Source organism: Promicromonospora sp. NPDC110617 (assembly GCF_055598465.1).
Genome location: NZ_JBVKBM010000004.1, coordinates 378,212 through 404,445 on the forward strand (window position 1 = coordinate 378,212; position 26,234 = coordinate 404,445).

The 26,234-nt window shown below is 73.3% G+C and carries 25 protein-coding genes; 15 read left to right on the top strand and 10 right to left on the bottom strand.

Features of this window, described 5'->3' with window-relative positions:
* Window positions 1-37 precede the first annotated feature (37 nt).
* Window positions 38-262: a tautomerase family protein gene (locus ACZ7LE_RS23495; RefSeq protein ID WP_470405632.1), complete on the bottom strand. Its 225-nt coding sequence runs from the start codon at window positions 260-262 to the stop codon at window positions 38-40.
* Between the two features lie 182 nt (window positions 263-444).
* Between ACZ7LE_RS23495 and ACZ7LE_RS23500 the strand changes: the two genes are divergently transcribed.
* Together ACZ7LE_RS23500 and ACZ7LE_RS23505 are read left to right on the top strand one after the other, a co-directional pair.
* Window positions 445-1,164, top strand: a complete 720-nt coding sequence (locus ACZ7LE_RS23500; RefSeq protein ID WP_470405633.1) for a YcnI family copper-binding membrane protein — start codon at window positions 445-447, stop codon at window positions 1,162-1,164.
* The gene (locus ACZ7LE_RS23505; RefSeq protein ID WP_470405634.1) at window positions 1,161-2,828 is read left to right on the top strand and encodes a copper resistance CopC/CopD family protein; all 1,668 of its coding nucleotides are present in this window, start codon (window positions 1,161-1,163) and stop codon (window positions 2,826-2,828) included. The genes ACZ7LE_RS23500 and ACZ7LE_RS23505 overlap by 4 nt, the downstream gene beginning before the upstream one ends.
* Before the next feature lie 44 nt (window positions 2,829-2,872).
* Here ACZ7LE_RS23505 and ACZ7LE_RS23510 read toward each other — a convergent pair whose 3' ends face one another.
* The gene (locus ACZ7LE_RS23510; protein WP_470405635.1) at window positions 2,873-3,319 is read right to left on the bottom strand and encodes an HIT family protein; all 447 of its coding nucleotides are present in this window, start codon (window positions 3,317-3,319) and stop codon (window positions 2,873-2,875) included.
* A 78-nt stretch (window positions 3,320-3,397) separates the two neighbouring features.
* Here ACZ7LE_RS23510 and ACZ7LE_RS23515 point away from each other — a divergent pair, with 78 nt between their 5' ends.
* Together ACZ7LE_RS23515 and ACZ7LE_RS23520 are read left to right on the top strand one after the other, a co-directional pair.
* Window positions 3,398-4,798 carry a cryptochrome/photolyase family protein gene (locus ACZ7LE_RS23515; RefSeq protein WP_470405636.1) on the top strand — a complete coding sequence of 467 codons (1,401 nt, stop codon included), beginning with the start codon at window positions 3,398-3,400 and terminating at the stop codon, window positions 4,796-4,798.
* A 152-nt stretch (window positions 4,799-4,950) separates the two neighbouring features.
* A complete protein-coding gene (locus ACZ7LE_RS23520; protein WP_470405637.1) occupies window positions 4,951-7,578 on the top strand; it encodes a winged helix-turn-helix domain-containing protein in 2,628 nt (875 codons plus the stop codon).
* 7 nt (window positions 7,579-7,585) lie between these two features.
* On the opposite strand, the gene ACZ7LE_RS23525 is transcribed toward ACZ7LE_RS23520, so the two are convergent.
* Window positions 7,586-8,347 (bottom strand): hypothetical protein, encoded by a 762-nt coding sequence (locus tag ACZ7LE_RS23525; protein ID WP_470405638.1) that lies wholly within the window; start codon window positions 8,345-8,347, stop codon window positions 7,586-7,588.
* A 148-nt stretch (window positions 8,348-8,495) separates the two neighbouring features.
* On the opposite strand from ACZ7LE_RS23525, the gene ACZ7LE_RS23530 reads away from it, so the two are divergent.
* The 10 genes from ACZ7LE_RS23530 to ACZ7LE_RS23575 all read left to right on the top strand — a co-directional run bounded on the left by ACZ7LE_RS23530 (window position 8,496) and on the right by ACZ7LE_RS23575 (window position 17,932).
* A complete protein-coding gene (locus tag ACZ7LE_RS23530) occupies window positions 8,496-8,978 on the top strand; it encodes a DUF6325 family protein (protein WP_470405639.1) in 483 nt (160 codons plus the stop codon).
* On the top strand, window positions 8,978-9,274 hold the full coding sequence (locus ACZ7LE_RS23535; RefSeq protein WP_470405640.1) for an SHOCT domain-containing protein: 297 nt from the start codon (window positions 8,978-8,980) through the stop codon (window positions 9,272-9,274). Before ACZ7LE_RS23530 ends, ACZ7LE_RS23535 begins: the two co-directional genes overlap by 1 nt.
* Window positions 9,275-9,317: 43 nt before the next feature.
* A complete protein-coding gene (locus ACZ7LE_RS23540; protein ID WP_470405641.1) occupies window positions 9,318-10,823 on the top strand; it encodes an APC family permease in 1,506 nt (501 codons plus the stop codon).
* Window positions 10,820-11,269, top strand: a complete 450-nt coding sequence (locus ACZ7LE_RS23545; protein WP_470405642.1) for a hypothetical protein — start codon at window positions 10,820-10,822, stop codon at window positions 11,267-11,269. Before ACZ7LE_RS23540 ends, ACZ7LE_RS23545 begins: the two co-directional genes overlap by 4 nt.
* Window positions 11,266-12,624: a M20/M25/M40 family metallo-hydrolase gene (locus ACZ7LE_RS23550; RefSeq protein ID WP_470405643.1), complete on the top strand. Its 1,359-nt coding sequence runs from the start codon at window positions 11,266-11,268 to the stop codon at window positions 12,622-12,624. Before ACZ7LE_RS23545 ends, ACZ7LE_RS23550 begins: the two co-directional genes overlap by 4 nt.
* Window positions 12,625-12,801: 177 nt before the next feature.
* Window positions 12,802-14,133: an ABC transporter substrate-binding protein gene (locus ACZ7LE_RS23555; protein ID WP_470405644.1), complete on the top strand. Its 1,332-nt coding sequence runs from the start codon at window positions 12,802-12,804 to the stop codon at window positions 14,131-14,133.
* Window position 14,134: 1 nt separating this feature from the next.
* Window positions 14,135-15,082 carry a carbohydrate ABC transporter permease gene (locus tag ACZ7LE_RS23560; protein WP_470405645.1) on the top strand — a complete coding sequence of 316 codons (948 nt, stop codon included), beginning with the start codon at window positions 14,135-14,137 and terminating at the stop codon, window positions 15,080-15,082.
* Window position 15,083: 1 nt separating this feature from the next.
* Window positions 15,084-16,001: a carbohydrate ABC transporter permease gene (locus tag ACZ7LE_RS23565; protein ID WP_470405646.1), complete on the top strand. Its 918-nt coding sequence runs from the start codon at window positions 15,084-15,086 to the stop codon at window positions 15,999-16,001.
* Window positions 16,002-16,025: 24 nt separating this feature from the next.
* A complete protein-coding gene (locus tag ACZ7LE_RS23570; protein WP_470405647.1) occupies window positions 16,026-16,811 on the top strand; it encodes an IclR family transcriptional regulator in 786 nt (261 codons plus the stop codon).
* Window positions 16,812-16,825: 14 nt separating this feature from the next.
* Entirely contained in the window at window positions 16,826-17,932 is a 1,107-nt protein-coding gene (locus ACZ7LE_RS23575) for an enolase C-terminal domain-like protein (protein ID WP_470405648.1), read from the top strand.
* A gap of 104 nt (window positions 17,933-18,036) precedes the next feature.
* Here ACZ7LE_RS23575 and ACZ7LE_RS23580 read toward each other — a convergent pair whose 3' ends face one another.
* Window positions 18,037-18,846: an alpha/beta fold hydrolase gene (locus ACZ7LE_RS23580; RefSeq protein WP_470405649.1), complete on the bottom strand. Its 810-nt coding sequence runs from the start codon at window positions 18,844-18,846 to the stop codon at window positions 18,037-18,039.
* 157 nt (window positions 18,847-19,003) lie between these two features.
* The gene (locus ACZ7LE_RS23585) at window positions 19,004-19,669 is read right to left on the bottom strand and encodes a DUF4097 family beta strand repeat-containing protein (RefSeq protein WP_470405650.1); all 666 of its coding nucleotides are present in this window, start codon (window positions 19,667-19,669) and stop codon (window positions 19,004-19,006) included.
* Between the two features lie 246 nt (window positions 19,670-19,915).
* Here ACZ7LE_RS23585 and ACZ7LE_RS23590 point away from each other — a divergent pair, with 246 nt between their 5' ends.
* Window positions 19,916-20,668, top strand: a complete 753-nt coding sequence (locus tag ACZ7LE_RS23590; RefSeq protein WP_470405651.1) for a helix-turn-helix domain-containing protein — start codon at window positions 19,916-19,918, stop codon at window positions 20,666-20,668.
* On the opposite strand, the gene ACZ7LE_RS23595 is transcribed toward ACZ7LE_RS23590, so the two are convergent.
* The 5 genes from ACZ7LE_RS23595 to ACZ7LE_RS23615 all read right to left on the bottom strand — a co-directional run bounded on the left by ACZ7LE_RS23595 (window position 20,665) and on the right by ACZ7LE_RS23615 (window position 26,214).
* On the bottom strand, window positions 20,665-21,219 hold the full coding sequence (locus tag ACZ7LE_RS23595; protein WP_470405652.1) for a hypothetical protein: 555 nt from the start codon (window positions 21,217-21,219) through the stop codon (window positions 20,665-20,667). The genes ACZ7LE_RS23590 and ACZ7LE_RS23595 overlap by 4 nt on opposite strands.
* 11 nt (window positions 21,220-21,230) lie before the next feature.
* Window positions 21,231-23,597, bottom strand: coding sequence for an arylsulfatase (locus ACZ7LE_RS23600; RefSeq protein WP_470405653.1), 2,367 nt, complete (start codon window positions 23,595-23,597; stop codon window positions 21,231-21,233).
* Window positions 23,598-23,683: 86 nt separating this feature from the next.
* On the bottom strand, window positions 23,684-24,679 hold the full coding sequence (locus ACZ7LE_RS23605; RefSeq protein ID WP_470405654.1) for a Dyp-type peroxidase: 996 nt from the start codon (window positions 24,677-24,679) through the stop codon (window positions 23,684-23,686).
* Window positions 24,680-24,688: 9 nt separating this feature from the next.
* A complete protein-coding gene (locus tag ACZ7LE_RS23610; RefSeq protein WP_470405655.1) occupies window positions 24,689-25,507 on the bottom strand; it encodes a hypothetical protein in 819 nt (272 codons plus the stop codon).
* On the bottom strand, window positions 25,504-26,214 hold the full coding sequence (locus ACZ7LE_RS23615) for a haloacid dehalogenase type II (RefSeq protein ID WP_470405656.1): 711 nt from the start codon (window positions 26,212-26,214) through the stop codon (window positions 25,504-25,506). Before ACZ7LE_RS23615 ends, ACZ7LE_RS23610 begins: the two co-directional genes overlap by 4 nt.
* Between the last annotated feature and the right edge of the window lie 20 nt (window positions 26,215-26,234).

Here is a 26,234-nt window from a genome sequence, read left to right on the forward strand (position 1 = left end):
GACGTGTCCTCCGGGCCCGGCCTGCTTCGAAGAGATGTCAGTCGTCGGCGAACGTGGCGACGACGCTCGATCGGCTCTCGTCCTCGCTGGCGAGCACACCGCCGTTGGCGACGATGTCAGGGGTGATCTCGCTGAACACCATGCGGACGTCCTGGCGGCGGGCACCCAGGATCTCGACGGCGCTGTCGGCCACGGCCTTGGCGAAGTCGCGACGCTGCTCGATAGTGCGGCCGCGCAGCAGCTCGACGGTGATGTTGGGCATGTCTTCCCTCCGGTGGCGGCCGCTCCGCGGTTCACGGCTGCGACCTTGATTCAGTGACGTGAACCACCGTACGCGTAGCGCACCCCGAAATCCATGGTCGCGGGCGCATCAGTTCACATTCTTGACACTAGTTCGACAGGCTGGTTTGGTGTGCGGGCCAGCTCCACTCCCCAGGAGTCACCATGAATCGCACGACAACGATCCGTCGCGCGGCCCTCACCGGCCTTGCCGCCGTGGGCCTCGTGGCTTTCGGGACGACGACGGCGTCGGCCCACGTGACCATCACGCCCTCCACCACTGCCGCGGGTGCCACGGCCGTGCTCCGCGTCGAGATCCCGCACGGCTGCGAGGACTCGGCGACGACCGCGATCTCCGTCCGGGTCCCCGCGGAGGCCACCGACGTGACCGCCTCCGGCACGGACCGCTGGGCGGTCGAGCAGAGCGCGGACGGCGTGACCTGGTCGACCGACGAGCCGCTCCCGGACGGGGAGCACGCCGAGGTCGAGTTCTCCGTGCGTCTGCCCGCCGACGCCGGTGCGACCCTCGTCTTCCCGGTCGTCCAGCAGTGCGAGGTGGGGGAGGCGGCCTGGACCGAGGTCGCTGAGCACGGGGAGGGGCACGACGCGCTCGAACGGCCGGCGCCCGTCCTCGTGGTGACGGCTGGTGGCGCCGGGCCCGACGCCGAGCCGGATGCCGAGGCGACCGAGACCGAGACCGCGACCGCCGAGCCTGCCGCCGAAGCTTCTGCAGGGCCGAACGCGGAGCCGGTCGCCGAACCCGTCGCGGAGCCGGCCGCCGCCGAGGCCCAGAGCTCGCTGGTCACCTACGGAGCGGCCGGCCTCCTGGTCGCGGGCGTCCTGGTGGGCGGGGCGGTGCTGCTGCGGCAGCGCCGACGCGGATGACCCGCCGCACCGCGGGCCGGCGCGCCGCTGGCTGGCTGCTCCTGCTCGCCGTCGCCTGGGCGCTCCTGCTCGGGTCGGCGACCCCCGCCGCGGCCCACGCGACCCTCATCAGCACCGACCCCGCGCAGGGCGCGGTGCTCGACGCCGCCCCCGAGCGGGTCACCTTCACCTTCAACGAGTCGGTGATCGGTGTCCCGGCGGGCATCAAGGTGTTCGACGCGACCGGCGAGGAGGTGGCCTCCACGGCCACGGTCCGCACGTCGCGGCTCCTCGTCGACCTCGACGAGCAGGTCCCGGACGGCACGCTCGTGGTGGTGTGGCGGCTCGTGTCGGAGGACGGGCACCCGATCGGCGGCTCGCTGAGCTTCTCGGTCGGGGCGCCCAGCGACGTCGTGGACGTACCGACGGGCGCGGACGCCGGCACCGACGCGCCCGTGCTGCTCGGCGTCGTCCGCGGGGTGGGCTACGTGGGCCTGCTGGGGGCCGCCGGGGTGGCGGCCTTCGTGGTCCTGATCCTCCCGCGCGACCGCGCGGCCGACCGGTCGCGCGGTCGGCTCCGTCCCGTCGCCCGGGTGGGGGCCGGCGTCGCCGCGCTCGGCTGGGGACTGGCCGTTCCGCTGGTCGCGCTCTACCAGCTCGGCCTGCCGGCGTCGGCGATCACCGACGGCTCGACCTGGTCGGCGCTCGCGCCCGCCGAGTACGCCGTCCCCGCCGCCGTGGTCGCGGGGCTCGCCCTCGCCGCGTGGGCGCTCCCGGCGGGTACGGCGCCCGACCGGAGGAGGGTCGTCATGGTGCTGGCCGGCTGCGCGCTCGCGCTGGCCGCGCCCGCGTTCACCGGGCACACGCGTGCCGCGACGCCCGAGGCGCTCGTGATCGGCGTGGACGTGCTGCACCTCGCCGCGGGAGCCCTGTGGCTCGGCGGCCTCGTGGCGGTCGCGCTCGTGCTCGGGGACCTTGCCCGCGGCGACGCCGGCGCCGTCGTGCTCGGCCGGTTCTCCACCTGGGCCTCGGTGCTACTGGCGGTGCTCGTGGTCGCCGGGGCGGTGCTGGCCTGGCGCGTCGCCGGGAGCTGGGGTGCGCTCGTCGACTCCGGCTACGGGACGCTGCTGCTGGTCAAGGTGCTCGCCGCGCTGGTCGCCATCGGGATCGCCGCGTGGAACCGGTTCGCCCTGCTGCCGCGCCTGCGGACCGCACCGCGCAAGGGTCGTGCGGCACCCGCCGCGCTGCTGGTCCGGACGGCGCTCGCGGAGGCGGCCGTGCTGGTGGTGGTCCTGGTCGTCACGGGCTTCCTGGTGGACCGGAGCCCCGAGTCCGACACGGCCGTCTCCGCCGGCGAGGAGCGGGGCCCGACTGCCGAGGAGTCGGTGCGGCTGGACGACATCTTGGCGCGGATCACCCTGGACCCCCTTGCCGTCGGCCCCGCCACCCTCACCATCGAGATGACCGACGCCGCCGGCGAGCCCGTCGAGGGCTACGAGGCGCCGCGGCTCGCCCTGGCCTCGGACGAGGTGGAGCTCGGCGAGGTGACGCTCAGCTCGCTCGGCCCGGGCGTCTACGCGGGCGACCTGGTGCTGCCGACCACGGGGGAGTGGGAGGTGCAGGTGTCGCTGCGCACGACGGAGTTCGACAACCCGGTACGGACGGTGACGTTCGTCGTGCCGTGACACGCGCCCGGGTCGGGTAGTTGGTCGGTTGATCCAAGAACCGCTCATTCCTGCGCGAGCGCTGCCCGTAGGCGCTCCGCGTAGGCGCGGCGGCGGTCGGCCGGGAGCCACTCCGGATCCGGGAGCGTGCCGTAGAGGTCGTCCCCGGGGTAGCGGGGGAACAGGTGCTGGTGGAAGTGCCACACGTCCTGGTTGCCGGCGGGCTCGTTGTGCTGGCGGGTCGAGACACCCGCGCAGCCGTAGGCAGTCCGCATCGCGCGGGCGAGCCGCTGGGTGACGTCGAAGACCGCGTGGCCGTCGGCCGCCGGGAGGTCGTAGAGGTTCTCGTGGTGGGCGACCGGGATGATCAGCACGTGGCCCGCGTTCCGCGGCCACCAGCGGGGCGCGATGATCGCGAAGACCCGCTCGTCGCGGTGGACGACGTCGGTCTCGCGCTCCGCCGCGAAGTCGCAGAACGGGCAGTCGTAGTCCGCGGGCTCGTGGTTGTGCACAGGTGGACCCTAGGGCAGCCGCGGGGCTGCGGTCCCGCCCGGGCGCGAGCCGGGCCGCGCCCCCGTACGGTGGGCGGCATGACCGATGCCCCGGCGCTGATCTGGTTCCGTCGCGACCTGCGCGTCGCCGACCAGCCGACCTTTCTCGCCGCAGGTCAGGACGCCCGCGCGCTGGCCCTGTTCGTGCTCGACCCGCGCCTGCTCAAGCCCTCCGGCACCCCTCGGCAGTGGTTCCTCTACGGCTGCCTGCGGGACCTGAACGAGAGCCTCGGCGGGCGGCTCCTGGTCGCGAAGGGCGACCCGGTCGACGTCGTGCCCCGGGTGGCCGAGGCGGTCGGTGCGGGCGCCGTCCACATCGCCGCCGACTTCGGGCCCTACGGGCAGGCCCGCGACAACGACGTCGAGCACGCGCTCGCCGCGCAGGGCCGCGAGCTGGTGCGCACGGGCTCCCCGTACGCCGTGGCGCCCGGCCGGGTCCGGTCCGGGGACGGCGGTCGCTACCGCGTGTTCACGCCGTTCAGCCGGGCCTGGGCCGACCACGGGTGGCGCGCCCCGGCGGACACCGACGCCGGCTCCCTGGACTGGATCGACCCCGCGACCGTCGACGTGCGAGCGACGGCGATCCCCGACCCTCCCGCCGTCGACGCCGACCTGCCCGAGCCCGGGGAGGCGGCGGCGCACGAGCGGTGGGACGAGTTCGTGCGCGACCACCTCCAGGGGTACGCCGACGGCCGGGACCGGCCCGACCGGCCCGGCACCTCGCGCATGTCGGTCTACCTCAAGTACGGCTGCGTGCACCCGCGCAGCCTGCTCGCCGACCTCGCGGCCAAGCGTTCGAACGGAGCCCAGTCGTTCCGCAACGAGCTCGCGTGGCGCGACTTCTACGCCGACGTGCTCGACCAGCGCCCCGACTCCGCCCACCGCAACTACGACCGCTCGTTCGACGCGCTGGTCACCGACAGCGGGCCGGCGGCCGACGAACTGTTCGCCGCCTGGCAGGAGGGTCGCACCGGCTTTCCCATCGTCGACGCCGGGATGCGCCAGCTCCTGGCCGAGGGGTGGATGCACAACCGGGTGCGCATGATCACGGCGTCGTTCCTCGTCAAGGACCTGCACCTGCCGTGGTGGTGGGGCGCCAGGCACTTCATGAGCCGGCTCGTCGACGGCGACCTCGCCTCCAACCAGCACGGCTGGCAGTGGGTGGCCGGCAGCGGCACCGACGCCGCGCCGTACTTCCGGGTGTTCAACCCGGTGCTGCAGGGCGAGCGGTTCGACCCGGACGGCGAGTACGTGCGCCGGTACGTCCCCGAGCTCGCGGACGTGCCGGGCAAGGCCGCGCACCAGCCCTGGAAGCTGCCGGACGGTCCGCCGGCCGGCTACCCCGCGCCCGTCGTCGACCACAAGGCCGAGCGCGCGGAGGCCCTGGACCGCTACGAGGCCGTCCGCACGGCGCGGGAGAGCCTGCGCGCAACGTCCTGACGGAGCGCCCGGGTGCGCGGGAGCCCGGTGGCGCCGTCCGCCGTCCGCCCCGGGACTTCCCCCGAACCGGGTGATCACTCCCGGACGCCGGAATGATCGACTGCGTGGTGTCGTGCCCACGCGGCGGTCAGGCGTACCAAGGAGAGTCGGACATGAGCGACTCGTTCGGCGGGAACGTGCTCGTCTACCAGGCGAAGCTGCGGCCGGCCGTGAACCCCGAGTACCTCGTGCGGCGGCCCCGGCTCATCGAGCTGCTCGACACCGCGGTCGAGTCGCCGCTCACGCTGGTCGTGGCTCCGGCGGGCTCGGGCAAGACCTCCCTGCTGCGCGACTGGGTGGGCTGGACCGACCTGCCGCACGCCTGGCTGTCCGTCGACGAGTCGGACCGGGACCCCGCGCAGCTCTGGCTGAGCATCCTCGCCGCGCTCGACGGGATCGCCCCGGGCTGCGCGGAGCCCGCCGCCGACCTCATACGGCGCCGGCACGCGCTGCTGGACGCCGTGGGGACGCTCCTTGACGACCTGGAGTCGCGGCGGTACGGCCCGCGCGTGCTGGTGATCGACGACCTGGAGGTCGTGGACGAGGCGGTGGCGGGCGGGTCGCTGACGATGTTCGTCCAGCACCTGCCGCGGTGGCTGCGCGTGGTGCTGGTCAGCCGGCACGTCCCGCCCCTCCCGGTGGACCGGCTGCGGGCGCGGGGGCTGCTCGGCGAGGTCCGGTTCCCCGAGCTGCGGTTCTCGTTCGACGAGGCGACCGAGATGCTGGCCCGGCTGGCCCCGACCCTGCCGCCGCAGCGCGTGGCCCGGGCCGCGCGGCACGCCGGCGGCTGGGCCGCCAGCATCCAGCTCGCCGCGCTGGCCGCCCGGACGGCGGACGCCCGCGCGGCTCCGGACGCGCCGCGGCAGGACGACGTCGAACGCTACGTCGGCGACTACGTCTGGCACGAGGTGCTCAGCGGCGAGCCCGCCGACGTCGTCGACGTGCTGATGGCGGTGTCCGTGGTGGACCGGGTGGAGCCCGGTCTCGCCCGGGTGCTCGCCGGCCGGCCCGACGCTCCCGAGCTGCTGGAGCGGGCGGAGGAGCGGGGGCTGTTCGCCGCGCGGATCGAGCCCTCGGGGGCGTACGAGACGCACGCCCTGGTCCGGGACGCCCTCCTGGTCGAGCTCCGCAGGCGCGACCCCGAGCGCCTGGCCGAGCTGCACCGCCGCGCCGCGCGGTGGTTCGAGGACGGCGGGCGGTCGGTGGCCGCGCTCGAGCACCTGCTGCGCGCCGGCCAGGACCGTGCGGCGCTCCGGCTGCTGGCATCCTGCGTGCCCCAGCTCTACGACAGCGGGCGTGAGGTCACCGTGCGGCGCATGCTCGCGGCGATCCCGGCGGGCGCCGCGGTCGACACGGCAGCGGCCGTCGACCTCGCCTGGTGCCAGCTCTTCGCCGACCGGAACGCGTTCGTGCAGGCCGTGCACACCGTGCTCGCCCAGGCCGACGGGGACAGCGCGATCGAACCCGTGCTGCTCGCGCGGCTGGAGATGCTCCGCGCGGCGTCGGCGGCGGTCTCGGGCGACTGGAGCACGGGGGCGGCGTCCGCCCGGTGGGCCCTCGCGACGATCGGGGAGCGCTGGCAGGCCGACCCGCTGTGCACGTTCGGCTGGAACCTGCTGGCCCGGGAGATCGCCCTGACGGAGCGGTGGGACGACGCAGGCGCGGAGGTGCGCCACGTGGCCCGCACCCTCAACCCCGTATCCGGACGGCGGATCGCCTTCGAGGCCACCCGGGCCCTGGGGGCGGCGCTCGCCGGGCGCCCGGTCGAGGCGCTGCGCCTGGTCTACGGCACGCGGGACATGTCCGAGGCGGCGAACCTGACGACGGCGCAGACCGAGCTGATGGTCGCCGAGGCGCTGGCCAACCGGGAGATCGGGGAGCAGTCGGCCGCGCTGCCGGTGCTGTCGCGCCTGGTCGAGACCCCGTGCGACCCGGTGCCGCACTGCCGGCTGCTGGCGTCCCTGGAGCTGGCGCGGACGGCGGTCGACTCCGGGGACGGCGCGGCGGCGGAGCGGGCCTTCGGCGACGCCACGGAGCTGGTCGACACGGAGCTCACGGGCCCGGGCAGCCGCACGCTCCTGGCCCGCACGGGCACCCTGCTGGCCCTGGCCGAGAGCCGGCTCGACGACGCCGCGCGCTGGGCCGCCGAGGTCGACGACCCCTTCTGGGGCGGCGTCGAGACGGCGCGCGTGCTCATCGCGGAGGGCGACGTCGGGGCGGCGGACCCGGCGCTGCGTGCGGCGGCACCGCGCTGCGTGCGGCACCACGTGCTTCTCGACCTGCTGCTGAGCCGCACCACCCGCGACGCGGACGAGGCCGAGGCCGCCCTGTCGCGCGCGGTGCGGCTCGCCGCCGCGCACGGCCTCGTGCAGACGGTCGCGTCCGAGGGCACGGAGGTCGTCGAGGCGATCGAGCGGCTGGCCTGGCAGGTGCCGCGCCCCTGGCTGGACCGGCTGCGCCGCGTCCCGCTCTCCGGGGCGTCGCCGCCCGGGACGGCGGTGGTCGAGCTCGTCGAGGACCTGACCGACCGGCAGCTCGGGATCCTGCGGATGCTCCCGAGCCGGCTCAGCCTGCGGGAGATCGCGGACGAGCTGTTCATCTCGGTGAACACGCTCAAGTTCCATCTCAAGGTGATCTACCGCAAGCTCGGCTGCGGGTCCCGCGCCGAGGCGGCCGACCTGGCCCGGGCGCTGATGAACCGGCCCCGGCGAGGTCAGCCTGCGGGTGCCTGGCGGCGCTGACCGCGGCTCACTCCGACCCGGGCGCCGTCAGGGCGGCGAGTGCCGCCTTGGTCTTGGTCTCCTGCGGGGCGCTCAGGTCGATCCCCTTGCCGGCGAGGATGGCCTTCGTCTCGGCGGCGGCCTGGAAGGCCTCGGCAGGCGGGGCCTTGGTGGACAGCTCCAGGATCCGGGAGCCGTCGGGCAGCCCCCACAGCTCGGCGACCATGCGCCGCGGGTACCCCTTGGCGCGGAACCGGCACTTGATCAGGTTGATCGGGCCGAGCAGCACGAGGTCGTCCGGCGCGACGTCGTGCGGCATGCGCTCGTGCAGCAGGGCCCGCTGGTCGTCGTCAAGCATGCCGTGGATGCCGCGGTCGCCGGTCATCATCTTGCGGACGCGCCGGTCGGGCGCCTCGACGGTGAGCGAGCACGAGCAGGTGAAGCCGGCCGGCGACGCGTCCAGCTCGACCTTGAACCCGTCGTGCCCGCGGTAGCTCTCGGGCACGTCGTGCGGTACGGCGGGCCGGAGCTTGACGGTCAGGTCGCCGGGCTTGCGCTGGGTCCGCCGGGCGCGCAGCACCACGCCGGCGTCCGAGAGCCGCAGGTCGGGGGTGTCGACGAAAGCGACCTGACGCAGGACCGCGTCGAGCGGGTCGATGCCCAGGATCCGCACCGCGGAGCGCTGGAAGTCGTCGGGGACGGTGAGCTTGAGCTCGACCGAGTCGACGTCGGGCAGGAGCACGAGCATGCCGGCGAGCTGCTCGGCGTCGTAGGTGGGGATGGCGGACATGGGGGCCTCCGGGGGTCTGTCCCGCGATCATGGCGCGCACCCGGGTGGCGCAGGTCCACCCCGGTGCGGGTGGGCCGCTACCACCCCGGGTGATGCCAGTGTCGTGACGGAAGCGCTGTACCCGTCCGCCAACGCAGGAGGTCCGGAGATGACCGAGCTGGACGTCGGACCGATCGACTACCTCGCCGTGGAGTTCCCCGGCGGCAGGCTGCAGGGCAAGGGCCTGGCCGCGCTGCTGGACCTCGTCGAACGCGGGATCATCCGGATCCTCGACCTCCGGGTCGCCCGGCGCACCGTCGAGGGCGACATCGTCGCCGTCGCGCTCACCGACCTGGACCACGACGGCAGCCTCGACCTCGCCGTGTTCGAGGGCGTGGGCTCCGGACTGCTCGACGACGAGGACCTGGCGCAGAGCGTCGCGCTGGTGGCCCCCGGCGACGCCGTCGGCCTCATCGTGTACGAGAACACCTGGGCCGGCCCGTTCGTGACGGCCATGCGGGAAGCCGGTGCGCAGGTGATCGCCACCGGTCGCATCCCGGTCGAGGACGTCGTCGCGGCGCTCGACGCGCTGGAGGCAGAGCAGAGCTCCCCGGGCACGACGTCGGCGCAGACACGAGAAGGAGAGCTCTGATGGGACTTCTCAGAGGGGTGGCACGGACCGCCGTCGTAGCCGGCACCGCGACCGCGGTGTCCAACCGGGTCTCGCGGCGTCAGGCGAACCGCTGGGCGGCACAGGAGTCCTACGCGGAACCGCCGCAGCAGGCTCCGCAGCAGGTCTATGTGGCGCCCCCGCCGCCTGCCCCGGCCGCGGCGCCGGCGTCGGAGGACGTGATCGCGCAGCTCGAACGGCTCGGCAAGCTGCGCGACGAGGGCGTGCTCACCGACGCCGAGTTCAGCGCCCAGAAGGCCAGGCTCCTCGCCGGCTGAGGCATCTCCCCGCTGTGACGTCCCGAACGGACGGAGGCAGGTCATGAGCGCCATGGACGCTCCGCACGAACCTACGCAGGGACCAACGGCACGGCACGCCGCCGAGCCGCCCGCCGAATCCGCCGCCGCAGTCCGCGCCAAGGTGCCCGCGACGGCATGGATCTCCTGGGTCGCGCTGGCCATGATGACCACCAGCTCGGTCGCGAGCCTCCGGGCCGCGCCCACGATGGCGGTCTACGGGCTGGCGTGCGTCTTCCTCTACCTGCTGCCCGCCGTGGTCTTCCTGCTGCCGACGTCGCTCGTCTCCGCGGAGCTCGCCTCCGGCTGGAAGGGCGGCGTCTACAACTGGGTGGCCCGCGGCATCTCCAAGCCCATGGGGTTCCTCGCGGTGTGGTGCCAGTTCGCGATGACGATCTTCTACTACCCCAGCCTGCTGGGGTTCGTCGCGAGCACGCTGGCCTACGTCTTCAACCCGGCGCTCGCGAGCAGCGGCGTCTGGACGGCGTGCGTCATCATCGTCGTCTACTGGAGCGGCGTCTGGGTCTCCTCGCGCGGCACCAAGGGCGTGGCGGGGCTCGCGAGCGGCGGCCTCATCATCGGCACGCTGATCCCCGGCGTGGTGCTCGTGGTGCTCGGCATGGTGTTCCTCGGCCAGGGCAACGAGTCGGCCGCGCCGATGACCGCCGACAACATCTTCCCCGCGTGGGCCGGGCTCGCCAGCCTCGTGCTCATCGTGAACAACTTCCTCTCCTACTCCGGCATGGAGATGAACGCCGTGCACGTGTCGTCGCTGCGGAACCCCGCGAAGGAGTTCCCGAAGTCGATGTTCCTGGCGATGGGCATGGTGCTGCTGATCTTCATCCTCCCGGCCCTCGCGATCAGCTGGGTGGTGCCCGCCGAGGAGCTCTCGCTCACCGCGGGCGTGATGCAGGCCTTCGACGCGGTGTTCGCCAACTTCGGCACGCAGTGGCTCACGCCGATCGTCGGCATCATGCTCGTCACGGCCTCGCTCGGCGGGATGCTCACCTGGCTGGCCGGCCCGTCCAAGGGCCTGCTCCTGATCTCCCGGCAGGAGGGCTACCTGCCCCCGTTCCTGCAGCGGCTCAACAAGAACGGCGTGCAGCAGAACATCCTGGTGGTCCAGGGCATCGTCACCACGGCGATCGGCCTGATGTACGCACTGATCCCGAACGTCTCCAGCGCGTACTGGATCTTCTCGGTGATCACCACGCAGGTGTACCTGATCATGTACCTGCTCATGTTCGTCGCGGCCATCGGGCTGCGCCGCAAGTACCCCGACCATCCGCGTGGCTTCCGCAGCCCGATGCTCAAGTCGCTCTGCGGCGTGGGCTTCGGGGCGTCGCTCGCGGCCCTGCTGGTCGGGTTCGTGCCGCCGTCCCAGTTCGGCGGCGGCAACCCGGCCGTGTACGTCGTCATCGTCGTCGTGGGCGCGCTGGGCCTCGGCCTGCTGGTCCCGTACCTCTTCTACCGGGCCCGCAAGCCCTCGTGGAAGCTGGAGGAGTCGACGGAGGAGGTGAGCCCGGAATGAGCACGCACGTCGAGACCCAGTCCCCGCGCGAGCGCACGATCCTCTACGTGGCGGTGGGTGTCGTGGTCGGAGTCCTCATCGCCCTCGCCCTGGTCCTCTACCGCGCGGCCGACGAGACCCGCGACGCCGAGGCGAAGGCCGACGAGCTGATCCAGGCGCTCGACGAGGCGGGGGCCACGGTCACGCCGTCGAAGGACCAGATCGTCACGGTGCTCGGGGACGACGGCGGGGCGGTCTGCGCGAACCCGAACGACGCGCTGAACCGCGCGACGCTCCAGGCGCAGCTCGCCAACGGCGCCACCGGTCCCGGCGCGCGCCCCGTGATCACCGACCGCAAGATCCTGCGCGGGCAGACGCTGATCATCCAGATCTACTGCCCGGACGAGCTCGAGGAGTTCCAGCAGTACGTGGACGACCTCGCGACCGACGACGTGGTGGGCTCGTGACCACGGCCACGGACCTCGACGCCCGGGTCACCGACGAGATGTCGCGGGTCCGGGACGAGCTCGCCGAGCTGGTCGCCATCCGGTCGGTCGCGGACCCCCGGCAGTTCCCGCCCCAGGAGTGCGACCGGGCCGCGCAGTGGGTGCTCGGCCGGTTCGCCGACGTCGGCTTCCAGGACGCGCACCTGGAGCGGACAGCGGACGGGAGCATGGCGGTGGTCGGCTCGCGGCCCTGCGCCGACCCGGCCGCGCCCACCGTGCTGCTCTACGCGCACTACGACGTGCAGCCCCCGCTCGACGAGTCCGCCTGGCGCACGCCGCCCTTCGAGCTCACCGACGCCGACGGCAGGTGGTACGGCCGCGGCAGCGCCGACTGCAAGGGCAACATCGTCATGCTCCTGGCCGCCCTGCGGGCGCTCGGCGAGCCGCCGGTGCACCTCAAGCTGGTGGTCGAGGGCTCGGAGGAGCAGGGCACGGGCGGCCTGGAGGCGTTCGTGCCCGAGCACGCCGACCTGCTGCGCGCCGACGCCATCCTGGTGTGCGACACCGGCAACGCCGCCGTCGGACAGCCCGCGGCGACCGTCAGCCTGCGCGGGATGGTCAACGTGGTGCTCACGCTCCAGGCGCTCGGGTCGGAGGTGCACTCCGGCATGTTCGGGGGCGCCGCCCCCGACGCGCTGGCGGCCCTCGTCGCGGTGCTGAGCACCCTGCGCGACGGCAACGGGGACACCACGGTCGCCGGCCTCGACCACCACGGGACGTGGCCGGGCGAGGGGTACCCCGCCGACCGGTTCCGGTGGGACGCTACCGTGCTGGAGGGCGTCTCCCTGCTGGGCGACGGCAGCGTCGCGGACCTGCTCTGGGCGCGGCCCGCGCTGACGATCCTGGGCATCGACTGCCCGCCGGTGGTGGGTTCGGCCTCGGCGATCACGCCCCGGGCCTCCGCCCGGCTGAACCTGCGTATCCCGCCCGGCACCACGGCGGACCAGGCCCGGACGGCGCTCGAGCGGCAGCTCCGCGCGGCGGCGCCCTGGGGGGTCGCCGTCCAGGTCACGGTCGAGGCGGAGGGCGAACCCTTCCTCGCCGCGGTCGACGGCCCCGCGTTCCACGCGCTGGCCGGCGCCCTCGAGGAGACCTACGGCAGGCCGATGGCCCAGCTCGGGCAGGGCGGGTCGATCCCGCTCTGCAACGTCTTCGCGGACACCTACCCCGGGGCGGAGATCCTGCTGGTCGGCGTCGAGGAACCGCTCGCCGCCATCCACGCGCCGAACGAGAGCGTGGACCCCACCGAGATCGCGAACATGGCGCGCGGCACGGCCCGCTTCCTCCAGCGTTACGCGGAGGCCGCCGCCCACTGACCGTCCGGCGTCCGCTCCCGGACGGTGCGTGCGCATGCTCTCGACCTCGAGAGCATGCGCACACACCTTTCCGCGCCCGGACTCTTGCGCTCGTTCCATGCCTTTCGATAGTGTCCCGCTCATCGACACAGCGGTCCCGATCATCGGGACGGCACACAATGAGGTGGGGACGTGGAGATGAGTACGCTCACGCGCCGCGCGGTCCTGCGGGCGATCGGTGCGGCCGGGCTCGCCGGCGTCGCGGCGACGATCACAGGCTGCGCGCCGACGATCGGGACGGCGCGGCTGCCGCGGGTCCCCGCGGCCTACGACGGGCCGCCGGTCACGCTGAAGTTCTGGAACGGTCTCACCGGCGGCGACGGGCCGGTCATGCGGACCCTGATCGAGGAGTTCACGCGGGAGCACCCGCACATCGGCATCGACATGTACGCCTTGCCGTGGGGCGACTTCTACCAGAAGTTCCCCGCCGCGGTGACGAGCGGCCTCGCGCCGGACTTCGCCCTCATGCACAACTTCCAGGTGGCGACCAACGCCGCCCGGAAGGTGATCATGCCGGTCGACGACGTCCTGGAGACGGTCGGCCTCGTCGAGTCCGACTACCTCCCGGTCGTCTGGGGCTCCGGCGTCTACCGCGACCAGCGCTGGTCGCTGCCGCTGGACATGTGGCCCGACTCGCTGTTCTACAACCGCCGGGTGCTGGAGCAGGCCGGGCTGGACCCGGACGCGCCGCCGACCGACCGCGCCGCGTACGAGCACGCGCTCGACGCGCTGGCGTCGTCCGGGGTCCAGGGTCACTGGCTGCCCGCCGTCGACCCGCAGGGGGTCGGGCGCGGCTTCGACTCCCTGCTCTGGCAGTTCGGCGGCGAGCACTACGACGCCGCCGGGCGCGCCGCGACGTTCGGCGCGCAGGCCGGCGTGGACGCCCTCACCTGGCAGCAGTCCCTCATCCGGGCCGGCTGGAGCCCGCGGAACGTGAGCGGCTCGGACGCCTCGATGGCGTTCAAGAACGACCAGAACGCGTTCCTCTGGGGGGGCCCCGGCGCCCTGATCAACGACCTCGGCTCGGTCGACGGGCTCGACTGGGACGTCGCGCCGCTGCCGCAGATCGGCAGCGGTCGGGCGGCGTTCTCCGGCTCGCACCAGTTCGTGGTCGCGCGCCAGCCGCGGTTCGACGCCGACCGCCTCGCCGCCGTCGTGACATTCCTCGGGTGGATCCTCGCGAACTCGATCGGCTGGGCCACCGCGGGGCCCGTTCCCGCCCGCCTGCCGATCCTGGACTCGCCCGAGCTGGCTGAGCTGACAGCGCAGTCACACGTGGCCGAGGGGGTGGAGCACATCCGGTTCTACCCGCTGGTGCCGGGGATCGCGGAGGTGCAGACCACCATCCTGTACCCCGCGATCGGCGACGCCCTGCTCTCGCTCGGCGACCCGGCAGCGGCCCTCGGGACCGCGACGACCCAGGCGTCCTTCCTGCTCCAGGAGAACGCCGAGAAGTACGGGAGGGCCTGACATGACCGCCACCGCCGTCCGCGCGACCCCCCGGGCCGCCACCACCGCCGCCACCGTCGTCTCGCCCAGCCGGCCGCGGCCCTGGACGCCCTACCTCTTCCTCGCGCCGTTCCTGCTGATCTTCGGCACGTTCGTGCTGGTCCCCGCCGTGTCGGGGCTCTGGATGAGCCTGCACAACTGGGACTTCTTCCTGCCCGACCGGCCGTTCGTCGGCCTGCAGAACTACGTGGACCTGTTCACCCCGGATGCGCTGGTGGCGCAGCAGTTCTGGGAGAGCATGCGGGCCACGGGCCTGTTCGTGGTGCTCTCGGTGCCGCTGCTCATGGCCATCCCGCTCGGCCTCGCGCTGCTGCTCAACCAGCGGTTCCGCGGGCGGACCTTCTTCCGCGCGGTCTTCTTCGCGCCGTACGTGCTGGGCGTCAGCGTGGTCGGCCTGCTCTGGCAGTACCTGCTGAACGGCAACACCGGCCTGATCAACGGGTACCTCGCGGAGCTCGGCGTCACCGAGCCGGTGCCCTGGCTGACGGCGACGCCGTGGGTCTGGGTCTCGCTGGTGGGCGTCACGATCTGGTGGACCATGGGGTTCAACTCAGTGGTCTACCTCGCGGGCCTGCAGAACGTGGACGACGCCCTCTACGACGCCGCCAAGGTCGACGGCGCGGGCCGCTGGCAGCAGTTCGTGCACGTGACGATCCCGCAGCTGCGCCCCGTCATCCTCTTCGTCCTGACGATGACGGTGCTGGCCTCGGCGAACATGTTCGGCCAGTCCTACCTGCTCACCGCGGGCAACCCGTCGAACGAGACGCGCACGGCCATCATGTTCATCGCCGAGGTGGGCCTGGAGCAGTTCCGCATGGGCCTCGCCGCCGCGATGAGCTACCTCCTGGCCCTGCTCCTGATCGCCGTCAGCGCCCTGAACTTCCTGTTCCTGCGACAGAAGGAGAGCTGACGTGGCGACCACCGTCGTTCCCCCCGGCAGCACCACCCGCCCGCCCACGACACGGCAGCCCGCGCCCCGGCGCCGGCGCGACGAGGCGACCGGCCGCGGCGTCGTCGGCACGCTGCTCCTGTACGCGATGCTGCTCATCCTGTCCGTGCTGATCCTGGCCCCGCTGCTGTGGATGCTCTCGACGTCGTTCAAGACGACGGGCGACGCCACGGCCCTGCCGCCGCAGTGGATCCCGCCCACGCCGAGCGTCGAGGGCTACACCCGGCTGTTCGCCGACGCGCAGGCCCCGCTGCTGCGCTGGCTCGGCAACTCCGTGCTCGTCGGTGTGCTGCACACGGTGCTGGTGCTCGCCACGGCGTCGGCGGCCGCGTACCCGCTGGCCCGGATGCGGTTCCCCGGGCGGCGGCTGATCTTCGCGCTGATCATCGCCACGCTGTTCGTCCCCGGCTTCGTCTTCCTCATGCCGAACTACCTGATCGTGGACGGGCTGGGCTGGCTCGACAGCGTCTGGGCGCTGGTGGTGCCGGGCGCGGCGAGCGCGTTCGGCGTGTTCTTCCTGGTCCAGTTCTTCCAGAGCCTCCCGGCGGAGCTGGAGGAGGCGGCGCTGATCGACGGCGCCAACCGCTGGCAGATCTTCGTCCGCGTGGTGCTGCCCCTGTCCAAGGCACCGCTCGCGACGCTCGGCCTGCTGTCGTTCCTCGGGAGCTGGAACGACTTCCTGTGGCCCCTGTACGTCCTGTTCAACCCGGAGCAGCTCACGCTCCCCGCCGGCCTGGCGACGCTGCGCGGCGCCTACGCCACCGACTTCCCGGCGGTCATGGCGGGAGCGGCGATCGCGAGCGTCCCGGTGCTGATCCTGTTCGCGTTCGTGCAGCGCTACGTGATCGCCGGCGTCGCCCGCTCCGGTCTCAAGGGGTGAGCCGGTGCCGTGCAGAATGGCAGCGTGAATGACACGAGCAACCGGACCACCGCCGACGGCGGGGCCGCCGGCACCCTCGCACGCGGCCTGGACCTCGTCGAACGGATCGCGGCGACGCCGGGCCTGACCGTCCAGCGGCTGGCCGCGGACCTCGGGCTCAGCCGCAGCGCCGCCTACCGCATCGTGGGCACGCTGCGGGAGCGCGGCTACGTGGTGGGCGAGACCGAGCTGCGGCTCGGCCCCGTGGTGATGCGCCTGGGGCTGCAGGCGCTGGACGGCCTGGACGTCCACGCCGTGGGGCCCGACCACCTGCGTGAGCTCGTCGCCGAGACCGAGGAGACGGCGTTCATCGCCATCTTCGACGACGACCAGATGTGCTACGTGATGCAGCAGGAGGGACCGCAGGTGGTGAAGGTGGTCTCCAAGCTGGGCAGCCGCGCCCCGCTGCACGCGTCGGCGCTCGGCAAGGCCTACCTGTCGGCGCTCCCGGCGGCCGAGGCCCGGGCGATCGTCGACCGCATCCCGCTGACCGGCTACACCTCGACCACCCTGACCAGCGCGCCCGCGCTGCACGAGGAGCTCGACCGCATCCGGGACCGCGGCTGGGCCCTCGACGACGCCGAGCGGGAGCCCGGCGTGCGCTGCGTCGCCGCGCCGATCCTCGGCGCGGGCGAGCTCCCGGTCGCCGCGATCAGCGCGGCCGGACCCCGGGACCGCATCGTCGCGGCCCAGCCCTCGATCGTGGCGGCCGTGCGTCGCACCGCCGCCCGCCTCTCCGTCGCGCTCGGCGCGGCGCCCCGCCCGACCTGACCTGATTGGACCTCATGGCCTCCGCAGACCCCCGCATCCGTTCCGTCCGGCTCGCCTCGCTGGAGACGCGCTACCCCCGGACCGTGGGCCGCAACGCCCGGCTCGGCAGCCACGGCGCCGGACCCGACTCGGACGTCGCGGCGCTCGTCACCGACGACGGCCGGACCGGCTGGGGACTGTTCGAGGGGCCGCCGGGCGACGTCTCCCGGGTCGAGGGGCGCCTGCTCTCGGAGCTGATCGACCCCGCCACGGGGATCCGCGACGCCGCGGAGCACTGGCTCGACATCGCCCTGCACGACCTGCTCGGCGTGGTGCTCGACGCCCCGGTGCACGCCCTGCTCGGCGGCCGGGGCACGACGGACGTGGCCGTCTACGACGGCGCGATCTACTTCGACGACCTCGACCCGGACGACGCGCCGCGCGGCGCCGGCGTGCTGGTCGAGGAGTGCCGCGCGGACGCCGCGCTGGGCTACCGGGACTTCAAGCTCAAGATCGGCCGGGGTAACAAGTGGCTCTCCCGGGATGCCGGCGACGCGCGCGACATCGAGGTGACCCGCGCCGTCCGGGAGGCGTTCCCGGACGCCCGCATCCTGGTGGACGCCAACGACGGCTACGACCGCGACGGGTTCGTCGCCTACCTGGAGGCCGTCGCCGACGTGGGGCTGTACTGGGTCGAGGAGCCGTTCCTGGACGACGCCGACGACCTCAAGGCGCTCCGCACCTGGCTCGACGCGCACTCGCCGGACACCCGGATCGCGGAGGGGGAGACGTCGCCCGACGTCGCCGCGCTGCTGCCCGTGGCCGCCGCGGGCTCGATCGACGTGCTGCTCATGGACGTCATGTCGTACGGCCTGACCGCGTGGCGCGAGCTCATGCCCCGGCTCGTGGCGGACGGCGTCCACGGCTCGCCCCACGCCTGGGGCCGGCCGCTCAAGACCCGGTACGCCGCGCACCTCGCGGCCGGCCTCGGCAACGTCGAGGTGGTGGAGGGGGTGCCGGGCACCGTGGCCGGCGTCGACCCCGCGCTGCTCACGCCGGCGGACGGCGTGCTGCGGCTGGGTGACGCCCCGGGCTTCGGCATCCCGGTGCCGGACGACGTCCACCTGCGCCCGATCGGCTGATCCCGCGCGGCGCGGCCGGCACGGGTGCCGGTCGGGACACGACGGAGGGGGCCGGGGCATCGCTCGCGCGATGCCCCGGCCCCCTGTGTCCGTCGTCGGCGTCCTCAGCTCCCGAGGGCGGCGACCTCCCGCACGGCGTCGGCGACGGCGCGGAAGTCCTTGTTGAGGATGGCGCCGTGGTTGCTGGGCACCTTGGCGCTGATCTCGATGTTCGGGTTGCCCGCGGTCGCCGCCGCCAGGCCGGCCCGGATCTGCTCCTGCTCGTCACCCTTGCTGCCGAGCGACGTCCCCGAGGCCACCACGTACCGCACCGGCACGGTGATGTCGTTCAGCACGGGCGCCAGGGCGCTCTCGCGGGACAGCTTGCCGAGCTCGATGTTGCTCTCGGCCTGCTCCGCCGCGGACATCCGCGGCGTGATGCCCGTGATCCGGAGCGGGATCGTGAACCAGCTCATCCGGCGGAACAGCTTGCGGATGCGGACCTCCATCGCGTCGTCGAGCCAGTCGTGCGGGAAGGCGCCGTCGACCAGGACCGCGCCCACCGTGCGTCCCGGATTGCGCTGCGCCCAGTGCGCTGCGACGACCGCCCCGTAGGACCAGCCGATCACCAGCGCCTTCTCCACGCCGCGGGCGGCGAGGACGGCGTCGACGTCCCGCACGGCCGCCTCGAACGAGTAGTCCGCGGACGTCCCGGACTTCTTGCCGCGGGCGCGCTCGTCGAACGTGATGTGCCGGTAGCCGGTGCCCAGGTCGGCGATCGTCCTGCGCCAGTAGCCCTGGGTGGCGAACTGGCCGTTCAGGTAGACGATCGGGAGGCCCGTGCCGCCCGTGTCGGTCACGGCGAGGGCCGTGTCGTCGACCGGCACCAGGCCGGACCACGCGGTGCTGGTCGAGGAAGCGCTGTCGTTCGTCATGTTCTCCACCTGTCGGTTCGTGGTGCGGGAGTGGTGCTGGTCGGTGCGCGGTGCGCGGTGCGCGGTGCACGGTGCGTTGTCGCGTGGTGCGGGCGTGCTGTGGTGCGGTCGTGCTGTGTGGTGCCGGCCCGGTCGGCCCGGGCCGGCACCGCCCCGCTCAGAGGCTGCTGGCGGAGATGTCGCCATAGGCGGTCGTCGCGCGGAGGTCGAGCACGGCGGCGCCGTCGTTCTTGAGGGTGTTGCTGATGCGGCCGAGGGTCGTCCCGGCGTCGAGGGTGGCCGAGACGCCGGCGCTCGCGGCGACCGTGATGTCACCGGACTGGGTGTTGAGCACGACCGAACCGCTCGTGGCCTCGGCGATCCGGATGTCACCGCGGGCGGTGCTGATCTCCGCGGGACCGGTGAGCCGGCCCACCTCGACGTCGCCGTCGATCGCGGTGAGGCGCAGGCTCGCCGCCTCGTCGATCTTGATCTGCTGGTACGCGCCGTCGAAGACAACGGCACCGAGGCGGCCGACGGCGCGCAGCTCGGCGGCCTCCGACGTGCCCTCGAGCCCCGAACCCGCGGGGAGCTGGACGGTGACCTCGATGGAACCGGCGTGGCCGACGAGCTTGTTGTGGGGCTCGGCGGTCCGGACCGTCAGCACGCCGTCGGTGTAGGTGACGGTGGTCTGCTCGGCGGTCTGGACGTCGCGGCTCTTGGCGGGGTTGGTGGGCCGGACCTCGACGGTGGTGTCGGCGCGGTCCGCGGCGATGAGCTGGACCCGGCCGGCGGGGATCTCGACGACGGCGGAGATCGGGGCGGGGGTGGCGAAGTTCTGCATGATGATCGGCTCCTGTGCTGGTGGCTTCCCGGTGTTTCTGACATCGCAAACGCTACGTTGCTTTCCAGAACCAGGCAACATACTTGTTGCGTTGTGTCTGCATTTACGCAGGTCAGAGCGACAAAACTGTTGCAACGGTCGTGAGAGTAATGCAACGCGGACCGTCGTCGCATTGCAATGACGTGGAGGTGAACGCTATGGTGGGTGCGCAGGGGACCACCACGCGGGAGCACGGAGGAGATCGCGATGCCGGGAGGCCGACTCACCAAGCAGGAACGCCAGCAGATCGCGCTCGGTCTGGCCGACGACCTGTCGTACGCCGAGATCGCGCGCCGGCTGGACCGGCCGACGTCCACGGTCACGCGCGAGGTGATGCGCAACGGCGGGCCCGGCGGCTACCGCGCCGATCTGGCGCACCGTGCGACGGAGCGCCGCGCCCACCGCAGCCGGCAGGCCGCGCCGCGCGCCGCGGAGGCGGCACCGCAGGCCCACGGGCGCGACGCCGCAGCCGTGGCGGACTTCGAGGAGACACTCACCGGCGTGCTCATGGCCTCGGGCCTGACCAGGATGACCGCCCGGGTGCTGACCTGCGTGTTCACCACGGACGCGGGCAGCGTCACCGCCGCGGACCTCGTGCGGCGCCTCCAGGTCAGCCCGGCGTCCGTCTCCAAGGCCATCACGTTCCTGGAGGGCCAGGGCCTCGTGCGGCGGGAGCGGGACGAGGGTCGGCGGGAGCGCTACGTCGCGGACAACGACGTCTGGTACCAGTCGACCATCGCCAGCGCGCGGGCCAACGACCAGCTCGCCGAGACGGCCCGGCAGGGCGTCGTCGTGCTCGGGGCGAACACCCCCGCCGCGGCGCGCCTGGAGAACATCGCCCGGTTCCTCGACTTCATCAGCGAGAGCATCATGCGCGCCGCCGAGCAGGCCCGCGAGGTGCTGCACACCGGGCCCGCCGACCCGCCGGACGGCCCGGGAGCCGCGCCCCGCGACAGCTAGTGCAGCGCCAGCTTGAGGCCGATCATGGCGACGCCCAGCAGGCCAGCGACCGCCGTGGCGCCCAGGTGTCTGACGCCCGTCAGCCCGCTGACGCTGCTCATGCGCCAGCCCACGACCAGGAGCAGCACGAGGTTGACCAGGAGGGCGATGTCGACGGCGACGTCGGCCGGCACCCGCAGCACCGCCTCCATCAGCAGGACCACGACGGGCACCGTGCAGGCCGCGACGAGCGGCAGTCCCTCGCCGAGCACATGGCGGCGTTCGGCGGTGTCGAGCGGACGGCGCGCGAGGGTGCGCGCGGCGATGAGGTGCGCGTACGACTCGGCGCACCAGTAGACGAGCAGCGTGCCGCCCAGCAGTCCCGCGACGCGCACCAGCCCGAGGTCGGCGGGGGCGGAGGCAAGCACCGAACCGGTGATGATCAGCCCGTACAGGTAGGACGCGCGCTCCTTGAGCGTCTCGCCGGGCTCGCCGGGCTCGCTCGCGCCGCTCGCGCTGTCTGGCCTGGCGTGCCGCGGGCTGGGGCGGGGGTCCGGCTCGTCGGTGCGCACGGCGTCCCCGTCTACTGCTTGGCCATGGCGACGCGGAGCCGCTCTTCGGGGCTGATGTAGTGGTCGTGGTCGTCGCTGCCGAGGTCGATCTGCACCCACTCGATGCGGCCGGTGAACCGGCTCGTCCCGGGCTCGTAGGCACCGGAGACGCTCGTCCCGGACTCGTAGCCGATGTCGGTGGTCTCGTCGGCCGAGAACACCAGCGGCTGCGTCGCCTCGACCCGGCCCCGCCCCACGGGCGTCCCGTCGTGGAACAGGGTGACGTCGCCGCCCTTGCCCAGCCCGCCGCCGTCGTAGGCGAACTCCGCGCGGAGCTGGTGCTTGCCGGACGGCACGGGTTCGTCGGCGGCGACGACGTACGTACGGATGCCGAGCACGTTGTAGGTGAACGTCAGCCGGCCGCCCGTGGTGTGCACCGACCAGCCGCCGAATCGTCCGCCCTGTGCGACGAGCACGCCGGCGGCGGCGCCCGGGGCGACGTCGACCTCGGCGGTCACGGAGAACGACTTGTTCTTGACGTTGACCACGCTGTTCTCCGACAGCCGGCCCATCCCGGGGAAGAAGAGCTGGGAGTCGCCGCGGATGAGAGTGGGCCGACCGGCGAGCTCGGGGGCGAGCCGCTCGGCGGTGCGGTCGTCCATGGGCAGCACGCCGTACTTGGTCGCCTCGATGAGCCAGAGCCGCTGGAGGCGGGCGAGCATCTCCGGGCGCTCGGCGGCGAGGTCGTGCGCCTGGGTGAAGTCGGTGCTGCCGTCGTACAGCTCCCAGACGTCGTCGTCGAACGCGGGCGGCTGTGTCCCGGTGAGCGCCCACGGGGTGCGGTGCTTGGTGACCGCGCTCCACCCGCGGTCGTAGATCCCGCGGTTGGCGAACATCTCGAAGTACTGGAGGTCGTGCCGTTCGGCGGCCGTGCCGTCGTCGAACGCGTACAGCATCGACGTGCCCTCGATCGGTGCCTGCTGCACGCCGTTCACCATGGCCGGCTCGGGTATCCCGCCCGCCTCCAGGATGGTCGGCGCCACGTCGATGACATGCGTGAACTGCGAGCGGAGGCCGCCGGGCTCGGCGATCCGGGCCGGCCAGTGCACGATCGTGCCGTTGCGGGTGCCGCCCCAGTGCGACGCGACCTGCTTGGTCCACTGGTACGGGGTGTCCATGGCCCAGGCCCAGCCCACGGCGTAGTGGTTGTACGAGCTGGGCGAGCCGAACTCGTCCATCCTGGAGCGCATGAACTCGGGCGTCTCCAGGGCGGCCATGCCGTTGAAGTTCGCCATCTCGTTGAAGGCCCCGTTGACGGTGCCCTCGGCCGAGGCCCCGTTGTCGCCGATGATGTAGTAGACGATCGTGTCGTCGAGGACGCCCAGGTCCTCGAGCGTGTCGATCACCCGGCCCACCTGGACGTCGGTGTGCTCCAGGAAGCCGGCGTACGCCTCCATCTCGCGCGCCAGCACCGGCTTGAGGTCGTCCGGCATGTCGTCCCAGGCGGGGATCTCGTCGTGCCGCCGGGTCAGGTCCGCCTCGGGCGGGACGACGCCCAGCTCCTTCTGCCGGGCGAACGTCCGCTCGCGCTGCACGTCCCAGCCGTCGTCGAACCGGCCGCGGTACTTCTCGATCCACTCCCGCGGCACGTGGTGCGGCGCGTGCGTCGCACCCGGGGCGAGGTAGACGAAGAACGGCCGGTCGGGCATCAGGGCTTTCTGCTGCCGTACCCAGGTGCACGCGTGGTCCACGAGGTCCTCGGTGAGGTGGTACCCCTCCTCGGCGGACGCCGGGGGCTCGACCGGCGTCGTCCCGCTGTACAGGGCGGGTGCCCACTGGTTGTTCTCGCCGCCGATGAAGCCGTAGAAGGTCTCGAAGCCCCCGCCGCCGGTCGGCCACGCGTCGAACGGGCCCATCGGCGAGGACTGCCACACGGGCACCTCGTGGCACTTGCCGAACTGCGCCGTCGAGTACCCGTTCAGGCGCAGCGTCTCCGCCAGCGGCGCCTTCGTGTTGGGGCGCAGCGAGCTGTTCCCGGGTGCCGACGTCGCCGTCTCGGTGATGCTGCCCATGCCCACCGAGTGGTGGTTGCGGCCCGTCAGCAGCGCCTGCCGCGTCGGCGCGCACAGCGCCGTGGTGTGGAACCGGTTGAACCGCAGGCCGCCCGCGGCGAGCCGTTCGGCCGTCGGCGTCGCGCACGGGCCGCCGAAGGCGCTCGCGGCACCGAACCCCACGTCGTCGAGCAGGATCACCAGCACGTTGGGTGCGCCGTGCGGCGGCAGCAGCGGTTCGATCGGGGGGTACGACGTGCCGGGGTCCTTCGCGTCGTACGTCGTCAGGCCCGTCGGCGGCCGGTCCGGGATGGGGAGCATCGTGCGGGCGTGCGTGTCGGGACGCATGGGGGCTCCGCTTCGTCGCGGTGAGGGGCCCTTCGCACGCTAGGACGGCGGCGTCGCCGCGCCTTCCCACAAAAAAGGTGAGTTCGTCAGGCCAGCGCGTCGAGGACCGACGTGGGCGGCACGAAGAACGTGGTGCCGGTCTGCGGGGTCGAGAAGTCGAGGATCCGGTCGTGCAGGCCGGGCGGGTCGCCCACGAACATGCGCTCCAGCATCCGCTCGATGACCCACAGGTGCCGGGCGTAGCCGATGAAGTAGGTGCCGAACTCGCCGTGGCCGGGGCGGCCGAACGGCATGTTGTCGCGCAGGATGTCGTGCTCGCCGTCCTCGTCGGTGATCGTCGCGAGGGTCTTGTGGGACTTCTGCCCCGCGACCGTGTCGTCGAGCTCGACGCCGTCCGCCTTGGTGCGGCCGATGATCCGCTCCTGCTGCTCGGTCGGCAGCGCCTGCCAGGCGGCGAGCGTGTGCAGGTACTTCTGCACGACGACGTAGCTTCCGCCCGCGAACTCCGGGTCCTCGTCGCCCACCAGGGTGGACTCCGGCAGCTCCGCGCCGACCGGGTTGGCCGTGCCGTCGACGAAGCCGAGCAGGTCGCGGGTGTCGAAGTAGCGGAACCCCGACACCTCGTCGGCGGTGGTGACCGCTGTGCCGAGCGCGGCGAGCAGCAGGCGCTCCAGCTCGAAGCAGAGGTCCTGACGGTCCGACCAGATGTGGAACAGCAGGTCACCCGGGGTGGAGACCGCCGTGTGCGCGGCGCCGGCGATCTCCCGGAAGGGGTGGAGCTCGGCCGGCCGCTCCCGCCCGGTCAGGCCCGTCCAGATCCGGCTGCCGATGCCGACGGTGCACGAGACCGGGTTCGCCAGGTCCCGGAACCCGACGGTCTTGACCAGCCCGCCGAGGTCGGCGAGCACCTCCCGGACGGTGCTCAGCGCCTCGTCGCCGTCGGCCACGACCAGCGTGAGGAAGACGGCCGACCGGCGCAGCGGGGCGTCCACGCCCTGCGGCGAGACGGGCGCGCCGTAGGCCGACGGGGCGGTCCGGTCGGGGTGTCCGCTGCTCGCGCTGCTGCTCGTGCTGTCCGGCATGCCGGAAGATTACAACGCGGCCCGCCAGGCCTCGGCCAGCGCGGCGACCGACGGCCAGCGCGCCTCCCGGTCGGGGTGCACCGCGCGGTCGGCGACGGCGAGCTGCGCGGCCGAGCCGGACCAGGCCGCGGGCGACCGCGTCGCGTCGTCCCCCAGGAAGGTGTGCGCGAGCGTCCCGAGCGCGACGACGTTCGTGACCTCGTCGATCGGCGCGCCGAGCACGTACTCCTCGGGCGACATGAACCGCGACGAGCCCCACATCCGCCCCATCCGGTTGACCGTCGGCGCGGGCTCGTAGAGGTCGAGGTCGCACAGGACGACGCGTCCGCTCGCCGGCTCGATCATCACCGAGCCGTCGTACAGGTCGACGGCGACCCAGCCGAGCGCGGCCGCGTGCGCGTGGAACTCGTAGACCTGCCGCACCGCGTCGACCCGGGCGGCCAGGTCCAGGGACCGCACCACGTGCGACTGCTCGAACTGCCGGCCGACCGGCGTCGCGTCGGTCCAGTCGAACACCAGGGCGTGGCCGGTACCGACGTCGACGGCCTCGCGCAGGGTCACGAGCGTCGGGTGGGCGAGCGCCCGGTAGACCGCGGCGGCCCGGCGGGCGCGGGCGACGGCCTCCGCGACGTCGCCGTCGTACCGGAGGGTGGGGGCGCCCGCGTACTTGACGAACACCCGGCCCGCCGGCCCCTCGACGCCGAGGCAGAGGTTGCCCGAGTCCTGGTCGTCCAGCACGGCGAACACCGTGCCCCAGCGGGCCGTGAAGGACAGGTCGTGCGGCGTCCGCAGGCGTACGGGCAGGCCGTCGAGCTCGGTCACGATCACGCGGCGTCCCCGGGCAGGGCGAGGAGCTGGGCGTGCAGGTCCCGGAGGTCCGACGCGTACAGGTCGAACGTGTCGTCCGGGCCGGGCGCGTCGCCGTCGGGCCGGGGCACGTACGCCGTCCGCAGGCCGGCCGCCGCCGCACCGCGCAGGTCCCAGGCGTGTGCGGCCACCATGAACGGAGCGCCGGACGACGCGGGCGCGGTGCTCAGGGCGAGCTCGTAGATCCCCGGGGCCGGCTTGTACGTGCCCGCGTCCTCGGCGGAGAGCACCTGGTGCCAGCGCAGCCCGGCGCCCGCGCTCAGTTCCGTCAGGGCGCGGCGGCTCGCGTTCGAGAGGCCGAGCACGGTGACGTCGGCGGCGAGCCGGTCGAGGCCGTCGACCGTGTCGGGCCAGGGCTCCAGCCGCTCGCCGGCGTCTGCCAGGGTGGTAGCGGCGTCGGGCGACAGCAGGCCCTGCTGGGCCAGCGCGTCCAGCGCCTCGCGGTCCAGGACGTGGCTCGGGGCGAAGGGGCGACGTCGTCCGACGATCGCCTGCTCCTGCGTCGCGACGTGGTCGAGCCAGCGCGCGGCGACGTCTGCCGCAGCGTCGGCGTCGATGCCCGCCGCCTCGGCGACCTGCCGTCGCAGGCTTCCGGCCTGGTCCACGAGGGTGCCGAGCACGTCGAGGACGACGGTCGGCCGGGCTGTCCGCATCTCCGCAGGCTGCATGGGCTCCACGCTAGCCGCCG